We start from the raw sequence: 20,333 nt of genomic DNA, 5'->3' as shown, positions 1-20,333 counted from the left end.
TAATCATGGGTTCATTCCTTTATTTTTGCAGACAATTTATGGAAAATTACAACCTAGAAAATCCGGGTTTATTTGAGTAAGTCAATCCCCGCGATTTGAGCCATAATGTTGGGTTGAGGCACGAAACCCAACCCACGAATAAAGCTGTGATGAGGTCGCCACTACTGACTCCCCTAGCATCACGGATAATGTGGCTGCTATCAATCCGATTTTGATGGATTTATGTGGTTTAATCATGGGTTCATTCCTTTATTTTTGCAGACAATTTATGGAAAAGTAAAAGCTAGAAAATCTCGGTTTATTTGAGTAAGTCAATCCCCGCGATTTGAGCCATAATGTTGGGTTTCGTTCCTCAACCCAACCTACGAATAAAGCTGTGATGAGGTCGCCAATACTGACTCCCCTAGCATCACTGATAAGGTGACTGCTGTTAATCCGATTTTGATGGATTTATGTGGTTTAATCATGGGTTCATTCCTTTATTTTTGCAGACAATTTATGGAAAAGTAAAAGCTAGAAAATCTGGGTTTTTTTGAGTAAGTCAATCCCCGCGATTTGAGCCATAATGTTGGGTTGAGGCACGAAACCCAACCTACGAATAAAGCTGTGATGAGGTCGCCACTACTGACTCCCCTAGAATCACTGATAAGGTGACTGCTGTTAATCCGATTTTGATGAATTTATGTGGTTTAATCATGGGTTACTTGGTTTTTTTTGAGCATAATTAATAGTGCAGTGAAAGCATCACAATCTAGCTTTATTTGACGACGTAAACCCAACAGAAGCCAGCCATAATGTTGGGTTTCGTGCCTCAACCCAACCTACGAATTAAGCTACGAATCAAGCTGGGTGAGGGCGACAGGGGGATAATGGATACATGAAGGTTATAAGTCTATTAACTGCCCTGATGCAATAGGGTCCCTACGGTTACTGGTTCCTGGATTTCGGCTTGTGCTACTATGCCATTCCGGTCAATTATTCGGACTTTTCCTGTACTATTTACCCCTGTTAAGATTGTGCCACTGCTGACATTTCGTAAATCAATCCCCCCTAACCATAATTGGGCGTTACTACCACTTACCTGGGTAACAACTGCTTCGGCTGGCGGGTTCGGATTATTGATAAAATAAGGAGTTTGAAGTTGATAACCACTACCTACTTTGACTTCATAACGGGGCTGTTGATAGAAGTTTTTGGGAATTTCGGGGATGATTTTGGTAAATATCTGTTGTATATTACTATCAGAATTCCACATATAATGGGTTAATAAATAACTAAATAAGCCGCAGTCAAAACCATTGACATTAACTTCCCTCGCTAGTTGGTGGGGGGCTGTGGCTGATAATACTACGCCTTTGGCAACTCCGGTGCGGTAACCGTTAACAAATTCTTCCTGTGACATATTTAGGCGTGATAACCACTTTTGCTGATAGCTTCTTTCAGAGTCGGAAACTAGGACGTTTTGACCACCATCACGAGACCGGACTCGCGCTTCTCTGGTGGCACCTCCGGCAAAACAACTATCTAATACAACGGTGACGTTTTCGGTCTGTAAGGCGGACATTAATAAAAATAAGGTGTGCCCCATAATGTCTTTGACGCTTCCTGGTGTGTTAGGATATCCAGGGGGTAAATCACTATCGACGGGAACAAAGGTTCCGTTGAGTTGTTGGGTACTTCCTACTTCTCGGAAAATGGGTTGGGGGTCAAAAATGCGAGAACCATGCCCAGAATAGTGATAAACTACGACATCTCCGGGTTTGGCTTGTTTGATTAAGTATTCTTCAAAGGCGGTTAAAATGGCGTCTCTGGTGGCTTGTTTGTCTTCTAATATGTAGATGTCTTGGGGGTGAAAACCAAAGCGGTGGATGAGTAGTTCTCGCTGTAAATATATGTCGTTAATACAGCCGATTAAGGGATGTTGGGAATAGCTGTTAATTCCCACTAGCAAGGCGAGTTTGCGGGAGGTACTCTGGGCTAAGACTTGGCGATGGCGTTGGGTTTGTCGGTGAAATAAAACGGGGTCAATTCCTAGGGTGGCTAGGGCTGCACCTAGGAATTGCAGAAAGTGACGGCGAGTGGAATTATTCATGTCTTTACTTGGGATATTTCCATAAAGTTATATGAATATACACATGAGAAACCAAGATTATGATTCAACATCATAAAATGGGTAACTTATGGGGGTAAGGTGGTTCAACTGGTTTAACTGTTGGTGCGGAAATTATTATAACTGCTTTTATCCAGATATAACTATCATCAATTATTAATCAAATTTGATATTTTGGTGGTAGAGACTTGATGATGAGGGGCTGGGGGATAGGTGGGGGGTATCCCCGGAGTTGTGAAATTCCGAATATGGCTTACAATTGGTGACAACTCACTAATTGAATTTTTTAACGTTAGACCATGACTAACCAGACTACTACGAATGAAACTACTAACCCAGAAACTCCGGTTTCGGCTACTGAACCGCAACCGAGTTATGTTAAACTGGCAATGCGGAATATGGTTAGGAAAGGTTCAAAATCCCTATTTCACTTTTTCTTGACTACTATGGGTCTAATTGGCCTGCTGGTGGGTCTCGCCTATCTTACCCGTTAAACATTAAGTGCTGTAGGGGGGTGAGAAGGTGCAGTTAGAAGTTAATATTGAAGATAATTTCTGGTCTGGGAAAGATGGAGAGTCTATGACTTCTGGGGGACGAGGAGAAAAGGCGATCGCATCTGAAACCTGGGAATCATGGTTTCAGCAGTGGTTACAACAACTTGATCCGTATTTACCCCCAGCTAAGGGATATGAACTTAGTCTGCGTTTGACTGACGATAGGGAAATACAGGCATTTAACGCCCAATATAGGCAGTTAGACCAGGCTACAGATGTACTTTCCTTCGCCGCCCTAGAAACCAGCCTTGTGATGCCAGCAGAACACCTCTCATTGCATCCCTGCTATCTTGGGGATATAATCATCTCAGTCGAAACAGCATTTAGACAGGCACAACAGGCCAGACATAACCTTACAACCGAGTTAGCATGGTTGACGAGTCATGGCTTATTACACCTACTAGGGTGGGATCATCCCGACGATCGCAGTTTAACTCGAATGTTGGAGCAACAAAAAGCCCTCTTACAGAAGGTTAACCTACAAATTGGTTCAGGTTACGCCTGGGACTCGGAAGAAAATCTGAACTAAGCCACGATTGTGCTACATTGCACCCAGAATTGATCAGAAATCCTGATACTTCTCTTGAATGCTGATTTAAGGATACCCAACCATGAAACCTAAAAAAACCTGTGTTTCGGCACTTCCCACCCCCCTAGTAACTAGGTCCGCCAACTACGCTTACATTCCTACCCCCCCAGAGACTAAAACCACCAACCACCGAGTATCTCAGTCTTGGGCGATCGCCAATAACCTATTGGTTAGCTTTAAATACGCCTGGAATGGTGTGGCTTACGCATTCAGGACCCAGCGAAATTTTCGCATCCATACAGCCATAGGGACTTTAGCGGTCAGTCTCGGTTTCTGGTTGCATCTTAACTTTGTAGAAATTGCTATTATTGGTTTAACTATCAGCGCGGTGATGGCTTTAGAATTGTTAAACACAGCTATTGAGTCGGTGGTTGATTTAACAGTAGGAAAGTCCTACCATGAATTGGCACGCATTGCTAAAGACTGCGCGGCGGGTGCTGTGTTAATCTCGTCTTTGGCGGCTTTATTGGTGGCGGGAGTGCTGATTTTGCCAGCTTTGTTAACGGCGATGCAAGTTTGGCTGCAAGGAGTATAGACATTGATAATTGTTATTGATAACTATGATAGTTTCACCTATAACTTGGTGCAATATTTAGGGGAATTAGGGTCAGAAAACCCTGTATGCGATCGCATAGAAGTTTACCGAAACGATGGCATCACCGTTGAAGAAATTAGACAGAAAAAACCCGATGGTTTAGTCATTTCTCCCGGTCCCGGTCGCCCAGAAGATGCCGGAATTTCCCTAGCCATTATCCGAGAATTAGGCAAGACTTTACCGATTTTAGGGGTATGTCTCGGACATCAAAGCATCGGTCAAGCCTTCGGTGGCAAGATTATCTCAGCCCCAGAGTTGATGCACGGCAAAACCTCACCCATTCATCATAATGGCAAGGGGATATTTCGCGATTTAGAGAACCCCTTTACCGCGACGCGCTATCATAGTTTAGTCATAGACCCCCAAACCTGTCCGTCAGTCCTAGAAGTTACCGCCTGGGTGGATGATGGTACAATTATGGGGGTTCAACACCGCCATTATTCCCATATTCAGGGTGTACAATTTCACCCGGAAAGCATTTTAACAACTGCGGGAAAAACTTTACTAAAGAACTTCCTCAACAGTTGTCGGTTAATGGCAGTTGAAAGCTAATCAATTTGCGGTAAATTTGCGGTAATATTTTGGTCATATAATTTCTATGAAACGGCGACAGTTTATCAACCTAGCTAAAACCAGTGCCCTAGTTACCTTGGCTGGCGGTTTGGGGGCGCGGTGGCAGGTTTCCCAAGCCCAGACACCCAATGAATCTAACTTGACTATTCGCTGGCTTGGACATACCAGTTTTCTGTTTACTGGGGAGGGTTTGCGGATACTGGTAAATCCGTTTCGACAAATTGGATGTACCGCCGGATTTGGTAGCCCGAAAATAGAGACCGACCTGGTGTTAATTAGCAGTCGCTTACTTGATGAAGGGTCGATTGATGGGTTTCCTAATAATCCGGCGCTATTATATGAACCGGGGGTTTATCAATTTAATGGTACCCAAATTCAGGGTATTCGCACTATTAAAGACCGTGAACAAGGTCGCAGATTTGGTCAGAATGTCGCCTGGTTATGGACTCAGAGTGGCATCAGAATTCTGCACATGGGAGGGTTAGCAGGACCTATTAATATTGAAGAAAGGATTTTGATTGGTCGCCCGGATTTGTTGTTAATTCCTGTGGGTGGAGGTCCGAAGGCTTATACTCCCACGGAAGCGGCGGCGGTAATTGCTTCCCTCAATCCTAGATTGGTGATTCCTACCCACTATAAAACTCTGGCTGCAGATGTTAATAACTGCGATTTGGTTCCGGTTGATAATTTCCTTGATGTGATGAATAATGCAACTATTAGGAATGTTAATAGCGACACTTTAACTTTGACTCGCAGCCAGCTTGATGATGAGTTGACTATTAGGGTGATGAGCTATAATTTTAATAGTTCGGCATCAATTAATAATTAATAATTGTCTGGGCGGGTTCTGCTGGCAATTCTCATCCTCACGACCTGATTAATAAACCCGCCCTACCTCACCGGGTAATTACTCTCCCAGAAAGGGGCTTCGGAATGTAGTTTATGACTTGAGCAACTGCTATATGGCAGGTTGAGCGATCGCCAAGGATATGGGTATTCTATGAAAACATCAAATAATTTATATGAAGAAGATTTTTACCTCTGGACACAAATCACGGCTGAACAGTTAAAAGAAAATCAATTTACTCAAATTGATATCGCCAATTTGATTGAAGAAATTGAAAGTATGGGAAGAAGTGAAAAACGGGAATTAAAAAGCCGTTTAATTGTGTTATTAATGCACTTATTAAAATGGTACTATCAACCCACCAAACGGAGTGAGAGTTGGCGCAGCACCATGACAGAACAACGCATTTTTATTGAAGGTTTGTTAGAAGACAGTCCCAGTTTGAAACCTCTACTTTCAGCATTATTTAAAGATTGTTATCAAAAAGCACGTCTAAAAGCGTCCGATGAAACAGGAATTAAGTTAAATTTTTTGCCAAAGGAATCGCCGTTTAGTTTAGAGGAAACTTTAGAATCTAGCTATTAATAAAGGTAATATGGCTTCTATTAATAATTGTCGGGGCGGGTTCTGCTGGCAATTCTCAATTCCTCACGACTTGATGAATAAACCCGCCCTACCCCACAGGGGAATTACAGCCCTCACCCCATTAATTAATAATTAATAATTGTCGGGGCGGGTTCTGCTGGCAATTCTCATCCTCACGACTTGATGAATAAACCCGCCCTACCTTACAGACTGTGGCGGGGACGTTAATAACTGCGATTTTGTTCCCGTTGATAACTGACTTGATGTGATGACTAATACAACTATTAGGAATGTTAATAGCGACACTTTAACCTTGACTGGGAGCCAGCTTAATGATGATGGGTTGACTATGGGGGGTGATGAGCTATAATTTTAATAGTTCGGCTAATGGTGGAGATTTTCAGGGTGGGGTGCAGACAATTATCCCTGACCGGGGAAATAATTGTTGTAATGATGACTAGAATGGATTAATCAACTATCAGCTTCATTGGGGAGTGAAAAATATGGCTATCTGTAGTGGCACGAATTATCTGGGAAAAATTGCTGTGTGTCTGGGAATGGGAATGGTTCTCAGTATGTCGGTGGGGACTGGGAGGGCGATCGCTGAAAGTTCCCCAGAATTACAGTTTAATTGGGAATCGGAAAATCTGGGGGAATTTGCCCAATTTCCGAGCGATCGCGTTAGACGGGCTGTTAATCAAGATGTGGTTAATCTACTGCTAAATGATGGTCGTTTTAGTACCTTAGCCACTGTGTTAAGACTGACGGGATTAATGGATGTTCTCCGAAAAGATGGTGTGTTTACTATCTTAGCGCCCACGGATGAAGCCTTTTCTAAACTCCCCCGGACGGTTTTAGAAAATCTCCTCAAAGGAAATAATATCGAACAGTTAATTAGGATTATGAGGTATGATGGATATGACAGCGATGCCATGACCTCGGAGGAGTTAATCTATAGATATTTAACAACTCAGGAAAATTTGTCGATTCCGGTGGAGGTGGGTTCGGAAACTATCACAGTTGAAGGGTCTCATAGTATTGATTCTGATATTCAGACAGAAAATGGCTTAATTCAGGTAATTGAGCAATTAATGATTTTGACAAAATAATCGGCTCTGGTGTTACAATGGGGTGAGGCTAGATTGATGGTCAATAGCAGCCCTGAACTCTCAAGGAGATGATTTTGTGAACCAGGAACGACCAACCCTACAATTGAAATGGTCAGGAATTGGCAATTGGATCGTTGTTATAGGGATCATGGGTTTACTAGCCTCAGTTGGTTTGGGCTGGCTGGTAAACTCGATTCTCATTCTGATTGGTCTGGCTGTCATCACCCCCATTATTTTAGTGTTTGGGGCGCGTTGGTGGCTAAACCGGAATTTGATTGAGGATTCCTGTCCGGTCTGTTCCCATGAGTTTATAGCCCTAAATCAGACTCAATGTCAATGTCCGAATTGTGGTGAACCTATTCAAATTGAACAGGGACGTTTTACCCGCCTTACTCCACCAGGGACTATTGATGTTAAGGCGGTTGATGTTTCCTCCCGAGTCCTAGAAGATTGACAATATCAGTTAAAGGATGTTTAACAGTGTCTGAAAATCAGCTAAATGTCTTGGTTACAGGAGGGGCGGGTTATATTGGTTCCCATGGGGTGTTGGCTTTGCAACGGGCGGGTTATAATCCGATAGTTCTTGATAATTTGGTTTACGGACATCAAGAATTGGTGGAAAATGTGCTGAAGGTGGAATTAATCGAGGGAGATACTAACGATCGCCTTTTATTAGATCAGCTATTTTCTAGCCGGAAAATTGACGCGGTAATGCACTTCGCCGCCTATGCTTATGTGGGAGAGTCGGTAACTAATCCTGAGAAATATTATCGTAATAATGTGGTGGGAACTCTCACCCTTTTGGCGGCGATGAACTCAGCGGGAATTGATAAATTTGTGTTTTCTTCTACCTGTGCGACCTACGGGGTTCCCCAAATTATTCCGATTCCTGAAAACCACCCCCAAAATCCCATTAGTCCCTATGGCGCGAGTAAGCTAATGGTTGAACGAATTTTGGCGGATTTTGACGCGGCTTATAATTTGCGATCGGTCAGTTTTCGCTATTTTAATGCTGCTGGCGCTGACCCCAATGGATTACTGGGAGAAGACCACGACCCGGAAACTCATTTAATCCCCCTCACGTTATTTACAGCCCTAGGAAAACGGGATCATATCTCTATTTTTGGGACTGATTATCCGACTCCTGACGGTACTTGTATCCGCGATTATATCCATGTGAGTGATTTAGCAGATGCTCATGTTTTGGGGTTACAACATCTATTTTCGGGGGGGAAAACTGAGTTTTTTAACCTCGGAAATGGTAAGGGTTTCTCGGTTAAAGAAGTGATTGAAAGCGCCAGGGAAATCACGGGACGAGAGATTAAAACGGTAGAATGCGATCGCCGCCCCGGAGACCCCCCCAGTTTAGTGGGAACTAGCGAAAAAGCCCAGCAAATCTTAGGCTGGAATCCTCAATATTCCCAAATTCACGATATCATTAGCCATGCTTGGCAGTGGCATCAAAAACGTCATGGCTAACCCTTGACATTTGGGAAAATTTTTGATATGAGATAGTCAGCAATCCGATCGCCTGCCCCGGCTTCACCGAGACGGCGGCGACCATTAACGGCAATAGTGGCTAGTTGTGGGGGGTCCTGTAGAAGCGATCGCACCACTCCTGCCACTGCTTGGGGATTTTCAGCGAGAATTAGTGACGGACCGAGTAGGCGACTTTGTGCTTCAGCAAAAGCTGGCGTAAATTGGGGACCCTTTCCGGGAATAGCGATCGCTGGTTTTCCCAGACCGACAAACTGTTCCGTAGCCGTCCCCGCCATGGCGATCGCCATATCTCCCAGGTCGAGACAATCATTAAACCCCTCACGGGTCAGCACCATAGTGATATCATCGCCACGCTGAAACAATTGTTGTTCCTTGCTGCTATGACCATGCACTTTATCCCACCCAGTAGCTTGGAGGACCTCACAGAAGGGGTCTAAATCCAAACTAGGTGCGATCGCAGCCAAACACCGGAGGGGTGATATTTTTAGCTGCGATACTGCTGCTAGAATTAACCGCCAATTCTCATAGGCTTCTGGACTACGAGAACCCGGTAATAAAGTCAAGTTTAACACACCTGGTGGCGACGGCGCAATAATTCCCCCAGGTTCCAAATTATCCATCATCGGATTACCCAAATCAACAGCCGGAATTGACCACTTTTGCAGAGTTTCCGTCGTCAGTCCATCGCGGGGAAACACCCCCCGACAACGACGATGAGTCATTAACCAACGTTCCCAGGGTAAATATACCGAACCTGACCACCCCTCCCATTTTTGCCACCAGGACTGGCGAGATAACTTGCCGTTTTCATCCCGCAAATAATATTCAGATTTTGCCGTCCCCACAAAAGCATATTCTGCGCCACTTAACCAGGCTAAAAATAGGGGTACAATATCCCCCACCGCCAAAATACATCCCCCCTCTTTCCCCCACTGGCGCACCGTCTGCACCTGGGAATATAATAACTGTAATAACCCCCCCTTTAAATCTCCCAGGAGTTGGGAACCGTCCATATAAATAAATCCCCCAGAGGGCATTTTTTGGACTCTACCAATAATCGGAATATCCGGTAATTGCTGATAGGCTTTCCCTTCCCCTACTAAGGGTAAAGCGGCTAGGTTATTAACTCGTTTTCGCAGATGTTGCAGTATTCTGACAGCGATGATATCTTCCCCGTGACCATTACTTAAACACAATAGTTTCATATTCCTGAATGCTGCATCAATTATAAGTCTCCAATTATAAGTCTAAAATTTCCTGGATTTTGGCGTTGAGTTGTTTTAATTTAACGGGTTTGGCTACATAATCATTTGCGCCAGCTTCTAGGCATTTTTCGCGATCGCCTGTCATAGCCAAGGCAGTTAAGGCAATAATTGGCACTTGGGACATGGTGGTGATTTGGCGGATACGGTTAATTGCTTCTAAGCCATCTATTCCCGGCATTTGAATATCCATCAGAATTAAATTAGGAGATTCTGATTGTGCTAAATCAATCGCCTGTTGACCGTCCTTAGCAATAATTAAACGGTAGCCTTTAGCACCCAAATAACTCGACAAACTCATGATATTAGCTTCGTTATCTTCAGCAATTAAAATCAGGGGAGAAACTTGAGCCACATCTTCAGTTTTCGTCAGGAAATCCGAGGTATTAGATGATAGATGGGGGGTGTTAGTTCCGATTAAGATATCATCACAAGGAATCTCAAAAATAAACTGACTTCCTGACCCCACTTTACTAATCACATTAACAGTACCTCCGTGCATTTCTACAATGCGTTTAACTAGGGATAATCCTAAACCTGTTCCCTCATATTGACGGTTGAGAGCGCTATCAATTTGAGTAAAGGGTTTAAACAGTTTTGATAATTGTTCTTCATTAATACCAATTCCCGTATCAATCACAGCAAAACGGACTCGGGATTTATCGCTGTCTATCGGGGGTGGCTGTAACTTAACTTCCAGGCTGATTTTACCTCGGGATGGGGTGAATTTAACCGCGTTATTGAGGAGGTTAATTAACACTTGACGCAGGCGGCGTTCATCAATATATAAGTCTGGTAAGGCTTGGGGAATTTGTACATTAATGGAAATCCCTTTTTTAAAGGCTTGCTGCTTAATAAAAGCTATACTAGATTGACACAGGGGGCGAATCGAAGTATAATTAAGGTCTAGTTTCATTTCCCCGGCTTCAATTTTAGCCAGGTCTAAAATATCGTTAATTAATTCCAGGAGATGGCTGGCGCTGCGTTCAATAGTTTGTAATGCTTGTTTTTGCCGATCGCCTAAAGTACCAAATACCTCTTCTTGCATACCCTCGGTCATTCCTAAAATAGCATTAAGGGGGGTGCGTAGTTCATGACTCATATTGGCGAGAAACTCATCTTTCAGACGGGTAGCGCGCATCAATTCCTGATTAGTCTGGCGCAGTTTGGCTTCGGTTTCTCGGCGATCGCTAATATCTCGACAGACACAAATTAACAGCTTATCTTCCGTTAGGGTCAGAGATAATTCTTCCGCAAAACTCGTCCCGTCTTGACGAGTGGCGATCGCTTCTCCAGTCCAGTAGCGATCGCGCATTAAAATCGGGAAAACCTCATTTTCAAAGCGTTGAATTTCTGTAGGAGAATAGATTTTTCTCCAACTATGACCCACTAAATCTTCAGGTTCAGAATAACCAAACATAACCAAATGAGCGTGATTTACATACTGATACAAATCATCCTGAACAATGCCAATACCATCCCCCGCCGCTTCAATACTCGCCAACTGTTTAGCAATTTCCTGTTCAGCCGCCTTCTTAGCCTCTTCCGCCTCATTTCTTTTCCTGTGTAAACGATACCCTTCAATTAAATTGCCGCAGGTCACTAAAAAGGCTTGTAAATCATCAATCATTTCCTCATGATAGCCACCTGGTTTATTGGCAATTCCCACTATTCCCACCATGGTAGAACCGCTAAAAAACGGCAACCCCAAAAAACTATTTAAAGGCGGATGACCATTAGGAGTCCCTCCCCGGCGTGGGTCGCTGCTAGGACTGTTAGCTATAACAGGTTTCCCGGTCATAATTACCGCCCCAAATAAGGTATTCATATTATCAAATTCCATGCCTTTTTCATGGTTTTCTTGATAAAATTTCTCCGTGGCTTCATCCCAAGCCACATTACTTATGCTATGGGTTTTTAGATAAGGAACTCCCCGAATTTTGAGGAAAGTTTCTTCCATGGTTGCTCCCCCATTATCTCGGAACATTACCTCGCCAATAAAGCCATATTCACTATCAGTTAAAGTTAGCAAGCTGCTAAGTAAACCCTCAAAAATAGTTAGGCGATTTTCGGATGTTATAAACTGGGATTGTGCGATAGTAATTGACTGGAGGAGATTATGGTTTTTTTGTAAGGCTATTTGCGCCGATTTTAGGTCGGTAATATCAAATAAAGTTGAACGACTATAAAGATATTCACCTTGGGGATTATAAACGGCGCTAGAATTCAATAGTACCGGGAAAACATGACCATTACTACTAATCATCTCCAGCAACAGATCTTTGAGATATCCTTGCTGTTTAAATAACTCAAAATTACTCTCAAATATCTCTCCACTTTCAGGGGTGAGAAAATCTGCTAAACGTCTCCCAAGTAATTGTTCACGCGAGTATCCTAACCATTGCAGTTCCGTATCATTAATCTTGACATAGCGACCCTCAGCATCGAGGGAATGATAGCCACAGGGAGCCTTATTATATAGGTCTTCAATTTCATGGGAATAGTCTAATAGTCTAGCTTCCGCCTGTTTACGAGCGGTAATATCAAAGCGAATAGCTAAATATTGAGAGACTTTTTTCTGGGAATTTAAAAAAGGAACAATGGTACTTTCCGTCCAGTAAATAAAACCATTTTTAGAGCGATTACAAATTTCTCCATGCCAAACTTTACCACTAGAAATAGTCCGCCATAAATTCGTGAAAAAACTATGGGGATGGTATCCTGAGTTAATGATACGATGGGTTTTACCGATTAATTCTTCCTGGGAATAACCGGAAATTTCACAGAAGCGATTATTGGCGTAGGTAATCACTCCACTAGCATCAGTAACAGCGACGATCGCTGAATGGTCTATGGCTAACTTTAGATCTGATAACTCCCTTAGTAATTGTTGGCGGTCGGACTCGGCTTGTTTACTCTCGGTAATATCAACATTAGTACCGATCATCCTTTGAGGTTCTCCTTCGGGGTTGCGAATAATTAGAGCATTTGCTTTAATAAAAACTATAGAACCGTCAGGACGTACAATCCGAAATTCTGGATTAAATTCCCTTTCCCCTCGCAGACTTTCCTGTAAAATTGCCTGAGTTAATTCAGCGTCTTCTGGGTGTAGGGAGTTTTTCCATAATTCCACTGTCTGGGGACACTCTAAAGGTGAGACTCCATAAATTTTATACATCTGATCATCCCAGGTTAGATGATTCTGAGAAATATCCCAATCCCAAATTCCCATTTGGGCTGACTTAATCGCTAATTGTAGGCGATCGCTTAGGTGAGAAAGTTCCTGGGTTCGCTGTTTGACCGTCGCTTCTAAAGATTGATTAAGATCTTGTAATGCGGTTTCCGCTTTTTCCCGTTCACAAAGTGCCGCTTTCTGTTCGCTAATATCTGTAATAGTACCAACATAGCCATTTACTGTTTCTTCTACACTAAATTCCGGGACAATTTGACCAAACACCCACAACTGATTTTCCCCGGCTTCTAAACGATATTCTTCCTTAAATGGGTGATGATTTGCTTGAGTCTGTTTCCAGGCTTCATTAATGCGATCGCTATCTTCAGGATGTACAGAAATTTGCCAAGATAAACCAATTGTTTCCCCAGGAATACGTCCCGTCATCTGACAATATTCCTCATTCACATAGATACAATCACCCTCCTTATCCGTCCGAAAAACTCCCACCGGGATTAAATCTGTCAGAGTCGCATAACGTTCTTCTGTTTCTTGTAAATAGGTTTGAATTTTTTGGCGTTCTTGTAGTTCCTTTTGTAATTCATCGTAGGCGATCGCTTGTTGAATAGCGATCGCTACCTGTAGCGCCAACTGTTGCACCATCTGGATTTCTTCTGATGACCACAGCCGCGTATTACTGCATTGATGAATCGCAAATAAACCCCACAAACTCTGAGATGGGCTTTCCGCTTCATGGTTAGATAAAACAATAGGAACTACTAAATTCGCTCGCACTTCCAATTGTTTTAACAGAGATAAATGACACTCACTTAATCCCACCTGATCAATATCTGCTGCTACGAAAATATCTCCGTCTTGATAGATTGATAGGTTGTCCTCAAAACAGGTATCTTTAATATTTTTATCGAAACAGGATGTATAGGGTTCGACTACTGATTCCGCTACGATATCACCGCTAAAATCTGCCTTAAATTGGTAGATTAACACCCGATCACAATTTAACAAAATGCGGACTTGTTTAACCGTTTCATCCAAAATTTCCGGTAAATTTAACCAAGACCTAATCCGGGTGGTAATCTCAAATACCAGTTGTTCTCTATGGTGCGCCTGTTCTAGTTCTAAAGTCCGTTTTTTGACCTGCTCATCTAGCTGGTGCGCCTGATTTTCTAAAAGCCTAATTTTTTCTAATTTCAACTCCGATATGCGACCCTCTAAAATCTCCGTCATTTTATACAGTTCCAGAGGATTTAGCACTTTTAGCATACTGGTTTGGGTCACTATCCCTAACAGTTCACCATGGGAACCTGTCACTAGAACTCGCCGGATATATTGGGATGACATCAACTCATGAATTCTCCACAGATTCTCATTTTTTGCTACCGAGAACACTGGGGTACTCATTAACTGTTGACTGCTATAGTTTTCTAAGTCTAAGCAGAAGGTATTAAACTTGACAATATCTCCCTCGGTCAGGATCCCGACCGGAACATTGACATCCGTTGAATTGTTCACGAAATCGGTTTCTACTAAAACTACACAATTGACCCGGTATTGTGTCATTAAACAGGCAATTTCTAGCAGGTTACTCTCAGGACTAGCACAAATAACCTCTGTTGTCATTACCTCTTCTACCGTTCGTAATCTCAGCAGGTCTATGGGGTGGCTAATATAACGCAGAGTTTCATGGGTTATTAACCCTACTAGGCGATCGCTATCATCCACTAGCGGTAGGTGGCAGATTTGATTTTTCCTCAGCAAATCAATCACTTCAAAAAAGTTGCTCAATTCTGACTCCCTCCAGCTTAATACTGAGGCGGTCATGACTTCCCCTACCAATAACTGCTCTAAGGGTCTTTTTTCTGTACAGAGTCGGATGATATCTCCCTGAGTCAGAATACCTACTAATTGCTCCCCTTCTACTACCAAGACACAACTGGAACGCGCCTCTCCATAAACTTCCTCTAATAGAACACTGGCTTTTGATGATATACTACAACTGGTGCGACTTTCACTCATCAGCGCGATCGCTTCCCTCACCGTTGTTTCTACTGTTACTAATAACGGCTCTCTAATAATCGCGCTTTCTAATTCTGTCGGCGTATATGATGAGTTGCTTGCCATTGTTTTTCGCTACCGGGCTTGCTATTGATAAACTGCTGCTCTATATACCTCTCAATTATAAGTTCAATAACTCTTTCTGTCAACCAATTAACTTAATCTTGAGGTGGAGCCCTTGCCAAAGTCGGTTAAATGTGATAAGGTAATCCCCCAGGGGTTAACTTAGGTTAATTATCAGCAAACATATATATTTTTTTAAGCCAATAAAATGCGGGAACTATTTTTTGATTTTGAAGATTTCCAAACTCGAAACTTTGCACCCATTGGCACAATCGATGGGGTGAGATTTTCCCCCAATGCCATAGCTTTGGTTAGCCTTGATGAAGAGGGAGAAGGCTTATTTAATGCTACCAGAACTTCCCCCCCCGGTACCACGGTTATATCCTATGCCGAGGCGATTATTAACACCGAAGATGCCGAAGATTCCGAACAGATAGAAGTCAATGAGTTAGTCACAGGCGATCGCATTACCATTGACCTCAGAAATTTATCACCATCAGGTATAGGATGGGGTAACTTTTCCTTTTTCTATACCTCCCCTAACCGAGAACATATCGTCGAAATATTTGACCGAGAAGGCAATTCTCTAGGGAGTGGCGTTTTATTTTCCACCCCCGGAGAAACCTTTAACGAATTTCTGCGCTTTAGTACCACCCTACCTCCTAACACCGGAATTATTGCCATTGGTTCCGAAGCCACCGAATTAGCCATAGATAATATTAGAATCTCCTATTTTAGCACTCTAATTGCTGACCCCATTATCACCTCAACCCCCACCTTAGTTGTAAGTACACAAAATAATGATTTTCTCCAAGCCGCACAACCCAGATTAACTATACCCCTACCGCCAGATCTTATTAGCGACGAAAAAGTTATCACTAATATTGGTAATGTCAATAACGGCAGTGCTACCATTCTCCCTGGGGGAGTCGGAGTAGAATTTATCCCCGATACAACCTCCCTTGGCGGTTTTGGTAGCTTCGATTATACATTGCGCGATCGCCACAACCAATTTGCTACTGCTACCGCCACCATTAATTTTCGGCCAGTAACAGCCATGCAAGGGAGAGATGGAAATGATACCCTAATTGGTGATCAATTCGACCAAACCCTGGACGGCGGCCCCGGAAACGACTCTATCTTAGGGGGAAGTGGTAACGATACCCTCTTAGGGGGTCCTGGTGATGATACCCTCTTTGGTCAAGGTGGAAACGATCGCCTACAAGCCGGCTCAGGTAATAACCTCCTTTATGGCGGCGTGGGTAACGATACCCTGTTGGGGGGTGTTGGTAATGATTCTCTATTTGGGGGTTTAGGGGATGACCTCCTACAAGCCGGCTCAGGAGATAATATCCTTGATGGCGGCGCGGGTAATGATACCCTGTTGGGGGGTATTGGTAATAATTCCTTATTTGGGGGCGAGGGGAATGATTGCTTATCTGGTGGTGGCGGGAATAATTGGCTAGAAGGTGGTGCTGGCGTAAACACCCTCACCGCTGGGACAGGAAATGATACCTTAGTTTACCTGTCTCCTAATGATAGGGGAACGCAACCCGATCGCATCTTAAACTTTACACCAAATAGCGATCGCCTAGTTTTTCAAAGTCAATCCCTAGACCAAGGTGGTTTTGGTTTATCCGCTCTCAATAGCGACACCCAAACCCTCAACCCCCAACAGTTTACCACCAATCGAGAATCCCTACCCGAAGATACAGAAATCCCCATTCTCCTTTACGATACCACTACCGGACTTCTCGAGTACGACATAGACGGCTTGGGAACCTCTCCACCCATAGCGATCGCACAGTTACAATCAGAAGATGGTAGCATCCCCAATCTATCCCCCAATGATATTATCCTAGTTGATCCCGTTTCATTGGCTCGCCCCGAAACCGTCAACATCATCGCCAGAGAAGTTCGCGCCGCCACTCCCCAGGAAATAAACGGCAGCGACTCTGATGATACCATTTTTGCGATCGCACCAGAACCCTTTAATCCCGTCGAAATTCCAGTTTTAGCCAATGATAGTCCTGAGACAGGTCTATTTATCAGCAGCGTCAGCAACATCACCGGCGGCGACGTAGTTCTACTCAATGATAACACCATTGTCAGATTTACCCCCACATTACCAGGCGGAACCCAAGCCAGCTTTACCTATACCGCCAGTGATGGCAACACCCAAGATAGTGCTAATGTATTTATCGATATCCTTCCCGTCACCCGTATTAACGGCTTAGGTGGCGATGATGTTTTGGTCGGAAGTTCAGCACCCGATCTCCTCTATGGCGGCGCGGGTAATGATTCCCTTTTCGGAGATAGTGGTAATGATACCCTAGTCGGTGGTAGTGGTGCCGATACCCTTTCCGGTGGAGATGGTGATGATGTAGTCTATGGTGGTTCAGGACCCGATCTCCTCTATGGCGGCGCGGGTAATGATTGCTTGTTCGGAGAAACAGGCGATGATACCCTAGTCGGTGGTAGTGGTGCCGATACCCTCAAAGGTGGCGGCGGCAATGATCTCCTTTATGGTGGTTCAGGACCCGATCTCCTTTATGGCGGACAGGGTGATGATTCCCTATTCGGAGAAGCCGGCGATGATACCCTTTTCGGAGATAGTGGTAATGATACCCTAGTCGGTGGTAGTGGTGAAGATGTACTCTATGGCGGTCTGGGAAATGACCTGCTATATGGAGGTTCTGGTAATGATATTATCTATGGCGGACAGGGTGATGATTTCCTATTAGGAGATGATGGAGATGATACCCTCTTTGGAGGTGCCGGAAATGATACCTTATTTGGAGGTGCTGGAAATGATGTTTTTGCCTATATTTCTCGCAGTCAAATCACTACCGGAACTGATTTAATTGTGGACTTTGAAGCCGGAAGCGATCGCATCTTATTTGACCGGGAGCAATTCGGCTTTATTCAGATAGGTACTACCCCCGAAAATAGCCTGAGTCCTCAACAATTTATTCTCGTCGAAACCGGAACTTATCAAGATAATCTCAGCCTCATAAATAGTCCCATTCTCGCCTATGAATTACAGACCGGAAACCTCATCTATGACCCCGACGGTTCAGGAACACAACCCCCCGAAATTATTGCTAATTTACAAGGAACACCTACCCTATCTGTTAACGATATCATCTTGATTGGTATAGCCGGAGATGATACCCTACCAGACATAGATGATGATGATCCTACAGATGAAGACCCTAGAAATGTCACCGCCTTCGCCTTAATTAATGGTACTCCCGGAAATGATGCGATCGCCGTTTCTGATACCATCAATGCTGTAGACTTTGTTGGGGTTCCCGTCACCATTCCCGCTTCTGATAATGAACGCCCCGCCGTCATAAATACCATCACCGATTTAATCGGCGGAAATGTGAATATCCTAGAAGGCGGTACAGCCGCCGAGTTTATTCCCACCCTCCCCGGCGGAAATATTGGCAGTTTTAGTTATGAAGCGATCGACTCCCAAGGAAATCTAATTAGAGTTCCCGTTAATGTTAATATTCTCACCGCCATAGATGGTAATTTAGGAGATGATACCCTCATTGGTTCTGATGGTAATGACTCCCTATTTGGTAATCTTGGTAATGATTGTTTAATTGGTGGTGCTGGTGATGATACCCTCGTCGGTGGTGAAGGAAGCGATACCTTTGCTTATCTATCTCCTAATCAAATTAATTTAGGAGTTGACCTAATTGTTGATTTTACCCCCGGAAGCGATCGCCTTTTATTTGACCGTGATCAATTCCGCTTCACTCAAATAGGTACTACCCCCCAAAATAGCCTCAGTCCTGAACAATTTATTTTCCTCGAAACCGGAGAATTGAATCCCGATAATCTCGGCACCATTAGCAGCCCCATTCTCGCCTATGAATTAGAAACCGGAACCCTCATATATGACCCCGACGCTTCAGGAGTACAACCCCCCGTAACCGTCGCTACACTTATCGGTAATCCTCCATTATCTATTGATGATATATTGCTCATTGGAACCACCACAGATACACTGACACCTCCCGACGACGACGAAACTTTTGTTGATGACTCTTTAATCGCTAACCCCAACTTTGCTACCACCCCTAGTCTCGTAATAGGTACTCCCGGAAATGATACTATTTTCGCAGAGGGCACCAGCTTAAACCGCATTGAAATTCCTGTACTAGACAATGATAGTCCCGTCGGTGGATTAACCATTAATAGCATCAGTGGTGTCAGCGGAGGACAAGTTAATATTCTCCCAGGTAATACCTCCGTTGAGTTTATCCCCCTTCTCCCAGGACCATTTGGTGGTCAATTTACCTATACCGCACAAGACTCCCTAGGAAATACCGCCTCCGCTTTGGTTAGCGTTAGTATCGCAACAGTGGACACCATTGATGGTAATGCAGGTGATGATTTTCTCGCCGGTCACTTAGGTCCTATTGTTTTAATTGGCGGTCCTGGTAATGATACTCTTCTAGGTAGCGCCTTCGGTAATGACCTGCTATTGGGTAATGAGGGTAATGATTCTTTAGTTGGTGGTCCTGGTGATAATACTCTTATAGGTGGTCTTGGCGATGATGTTCTCATCGGTGGTCCTGGTAATGATACCCTAGTCGGAGGGTCTGGTGGTAATACTCTCACAGGTTTGGGAGGAAATAATGTTTTCCTCTACTCCTCTACTAATGATGTCTTATTATCAGCCTCTGATTTGATTACCGATTTTGTCCCCGGTCGCGATACTTTACAGTTTAACGATGAGTTTATCTTGGCTGACCCCTTATTTGTGGTCACTGATACACTCACCGAAGCTGACACCCTACTCGATACCCTACCCGTATCGCAACCTGTAATTATTTATGAACGACTAACCGGACAGTTAATCTATGATAGTAATGCTGACGGACTCGGGGGAGGATCTATTATTGCTCAGTTTACCCCCGACGAATCTGGTGCTTTCCCCAATATCTCAGATACAGTAAGAGATGATTCCTCAATTCTGATTTTCTAAGATTATCCTTATCCTTACCCCCCTCTCCCAGAGGGCGGGTTTATCAATATTGTCGCTGGGAGTCGCTGGGAATTGAAGATTGACACCACAACCGGCCAGAGGGCGGGTTTATCAATATTGTCGCTGGGAATTGAAGATTGACACCACAACCGGCCAGAGGGCGGGTTTATCAATATTGTCGCTGGGAATTGAAGATTGACACCACAACCGGCCAGAGGGCGGGTTTATCAATATTGTCGCTGGGAATTGAAGATTGACACCACAACCGGCCAGAGGGCGGGTTTATCAATATT

General features: G+C 43.8%; 13 protein-coding genes. 10 read left to right on the top strand and 3 right to left on the bottom strand.

Translation table 11 applies throughout. The features are described 5' to 3' along the window. Positions 1 to 895 precede the first annotated feature (895 nt). Positions 896 to 2,092 (bottom strand): caspase family protein, encoded by a 1,197-nt coding sequence (locus tag N39L_RS10045; RefSeq protein WP_014275121.1) that lies wholly within the window; start codon positions 2,090 to 2,092, stop codon positions 896 to 898. Positions 2,093 to 2,409: 317 nt separating this feature from the next. On the opposite strand from N39L_RS10045, the gene N39L_RS10040 reads away from it, so the two are divergent. The 9 genes from N39L_RS10040 (at position 2,410) to galE (ending at position 8,441) form a co-directional block, all read left to right on the top strand. Then, a complete protein-coding gene (locus N39L_RS10040; protein ID WP_014275120.1) occupies positions 2,410 to 2,604 on the top strand; it encodes a DUF3285 domain-containing protein in 195 nt (64 codons plus the stop codon). Positions 2,605 to 2,632: 28 nt separating this feature from the next. Beyond that, entirely contained in the window at positions 2,633 to 3,193 is a 561-nt protein-coding gene (ybeY, locus tag N39L_RS10035) for an rRNA maturation RNase YbeY (RefSeq protein WP_014275119.1), read from the top strand. 82 nt (positions 3,194 to 3,275) lie between these two features. Then, positions 3,276 to 3,788 (top strand): diacylglycerol kinase family protein, encoded by a 513-nt coding sequence (locus N39L_RS10030; protein WP_006616983.1) that lies wholly within the window; start codon positions 3,276 to 3,278, stop codon positions 3,786 to 3,788. A gap of 3 nt (positions 3,789 to 3,791) precedes the next feature. Next, positions 3,792 to 4,400: an anthranilate synthase component II gene (locus N39L_RS10025; protein WP_006616982.1), complete on the top strand. Its 609-nt coding sequence runs from the start codon at positions 3,792 to 3,794 to the stop codon at positions 4,398 to 4,400. Between the two features lie 46 nt (positions 4,401 to 4,446). Next, positions 4,447 to 5,250, top strand: coding sequence for an MBL fold metallo-hydrolase (locus N39L_RS10020; protein WP_006616981.1), 804 nt, complete (start codon positions 4,447 to 4,449; stop codon positions 5,248 to 5,250). A 171-nt stretch (positions 5,251 to 5,421) separates the two neighbouring features. Next, entirely contained in the window at positions 5,422 to 5,853 is a 432-nt protein-coding gene (locus N39L_RS10015) for a DUF29 domain-containing protein (protein WP_014275118.1), read from the top strand. Positions 5,854 to 6,356: 503 nt separating this feature from the next. Continuing rightward, positions 6,357 to 6,962, top strand: coding sequence for a fasciclin domain-containing protein (locus N39L_RS10010; RefSeq protein WP_014275117.1), 606 nt, complete (start codon positions 6,357 to 6,359; stop codon positions 6,960 to 6,962). A 76-nt stretch (positions 6,963 to 7,038) separates the two neighbouring features. After that, entirely contained in the window at positions 7,039 to 7,416 is a 378-nt protein-coding gene (locus N39L_RS10005) for a V-type ATP synthase subunit I domain-containing protein (protein WP_014275116.1), read from the top strand. Positions 7,417 to 7,442: 26 nt separating this feature from the next. Then, the gene (gene galE / locus N39L_RS10000; protein ID WP_014275115.1) at positions 7,443 to 8,441 is read left to right on the top strand and encodes a UDP-glucose 4-epimerase GalE; all 999 of its coding nucleotides are present in this window, start codon (positions 7,443 to 7,445) and stop codon (positions 8,439 to 8,441) included. On the opposite strand, the gene N39L_RS09995 is transcribed toward galE, so the two are convergent. Together N39L_RS09995 and N39L_RS09990 are read right to left on the bottom strand one after the other, a co-directional pair. Continuing rightward, complete coding sequence (locus N39L_RS09995; protein ID WP_014275114.1) at positions 8,438 to 9,667, bottom strand: lipid-A-disaccharide synthase-related protein; 1,230 nt, start codon at positions 9,665 to 9,667, stop codon at positions 8,438 to 8,440. The two genes, galE and N39L_RS09995, sit on opposite strands and share 4 nt — an antisense overlap. 34 nt (positions 9,668 to 9,701) lie before the next feature. Continuing rightward, the gene (locus N39L_RS09990) at positions 9,702 to 15,038 is read right to left on the bottom strand and encodes a PAS domain S-box protein (RefSeq protein ID WP_014275113.1); all 5,337 of its coding nucleotides are present in this window, start codon (positions 15,036 to 15,038) and stop codon (positions 9,702 to 9,704) included. A 205-nt stretch (positions 15,039 to 15,243) separates the two neighbouring features. On the opposite strand from N39L_RS09990, the gene N39L_RS09985 reads away from it, so the two are divergent. Next, positions 15,244 to 20,040 carry a calcium-binding protein gene (locus N39L_RS09985; RefSeq protein ID WP_014275112.1) on the top strand — a complete coding sequence of 1,599 codons (4,797 nt, stop codon included), beginning with the start codon at positions 15,244 to 15,246 and terminating at the stop codon, positions 20,038 to 20,040. Positions 20,041 to 20,333: the final 293 nt, after the last annotated feature.

Source organism: Limnospira platensis NIES-39, assembly GCF_026000695.1.
Classification (GTDB): domain Bacteria; phylum Cyanobacteriota; class Cyanobacteriia; order Cyanobacteriales; family Microcoleaceae; genus Limnospira; species Limnospira platensis.
Note: the sequence above shows the minus strand (reverse complement) of the source record. Positions and strands in the feature narration are given on the sequence as shown.

What these genes read in the sequence shown, in the direction of transcription:
- N39L_RS10015 (WP_014275118.1), top strand. Translation starts at nt 5,422, where the DNA reads ATGAAAACATCAAATAATTTATATGAAGAAGATTTTTACCTCTGGACA.
- N39L_RS09990 (WP_014275113.1), bottom strand. Translation starts at nt 15,038, where the DNA reads ATGGCAAGCAACTCATCATATACGCCGACAGAATTAGAAAGCGCGATT.
- N39L_RS09995 (WP_014275114.1), bottom strand. Translation starts at nt 9,667, where the DNA reads ATGAAACTATTGTGTTTAAGTAATGGTCACGGGGAAGATATCATCGCT.
- N39L_RS10010 (WP_014275117.1), top strand. Translation starts at nt 6,357, where the DNA reads ATGGCTATCTGTAGTGGCACGAATTATCTGGGAAAAATTGCTGTGTGT.
- N39L_RS10040 (WP_014275120.1), top strand. Translation starts at nt 2,410, where the DNA reads ATGACTAACCAGACTACTACGAATGAAACTACTAACCCAGAAACTCCG.
- N39L_RS09985 (WP_014275112.1), top strand. Translation starts at nt 15,244, where the DNA reads ATGCGGGAACTATTTTTTGATTTTGAAGATTTCCAAACTCGAAACTTT.
- N39L_RS10030 (WP_006616983.1), top strand. Translation starts at nt 3,276, where the DNA reads ATGAAACCTAAAAAAACCTGTGTTTCGGCACTTCCCACCCCCCTAGTA.
- N39L_RS10020 (WP_006616981.1), top strand. Translation starts at nt 4,447, where the DNA reads ATGAAACGGCGACAGTTTATCAACCTAGCTAAAACCAGTGCCCTAGTT.
- N39L_RS10045 (WP_014275121.1), bottom strand. Translation starts at nt 2,092, where the DNA reads ATGAATAATTCCACTCGCCGTCACTTTCTGCAATTCCTAGGTGCAGCC.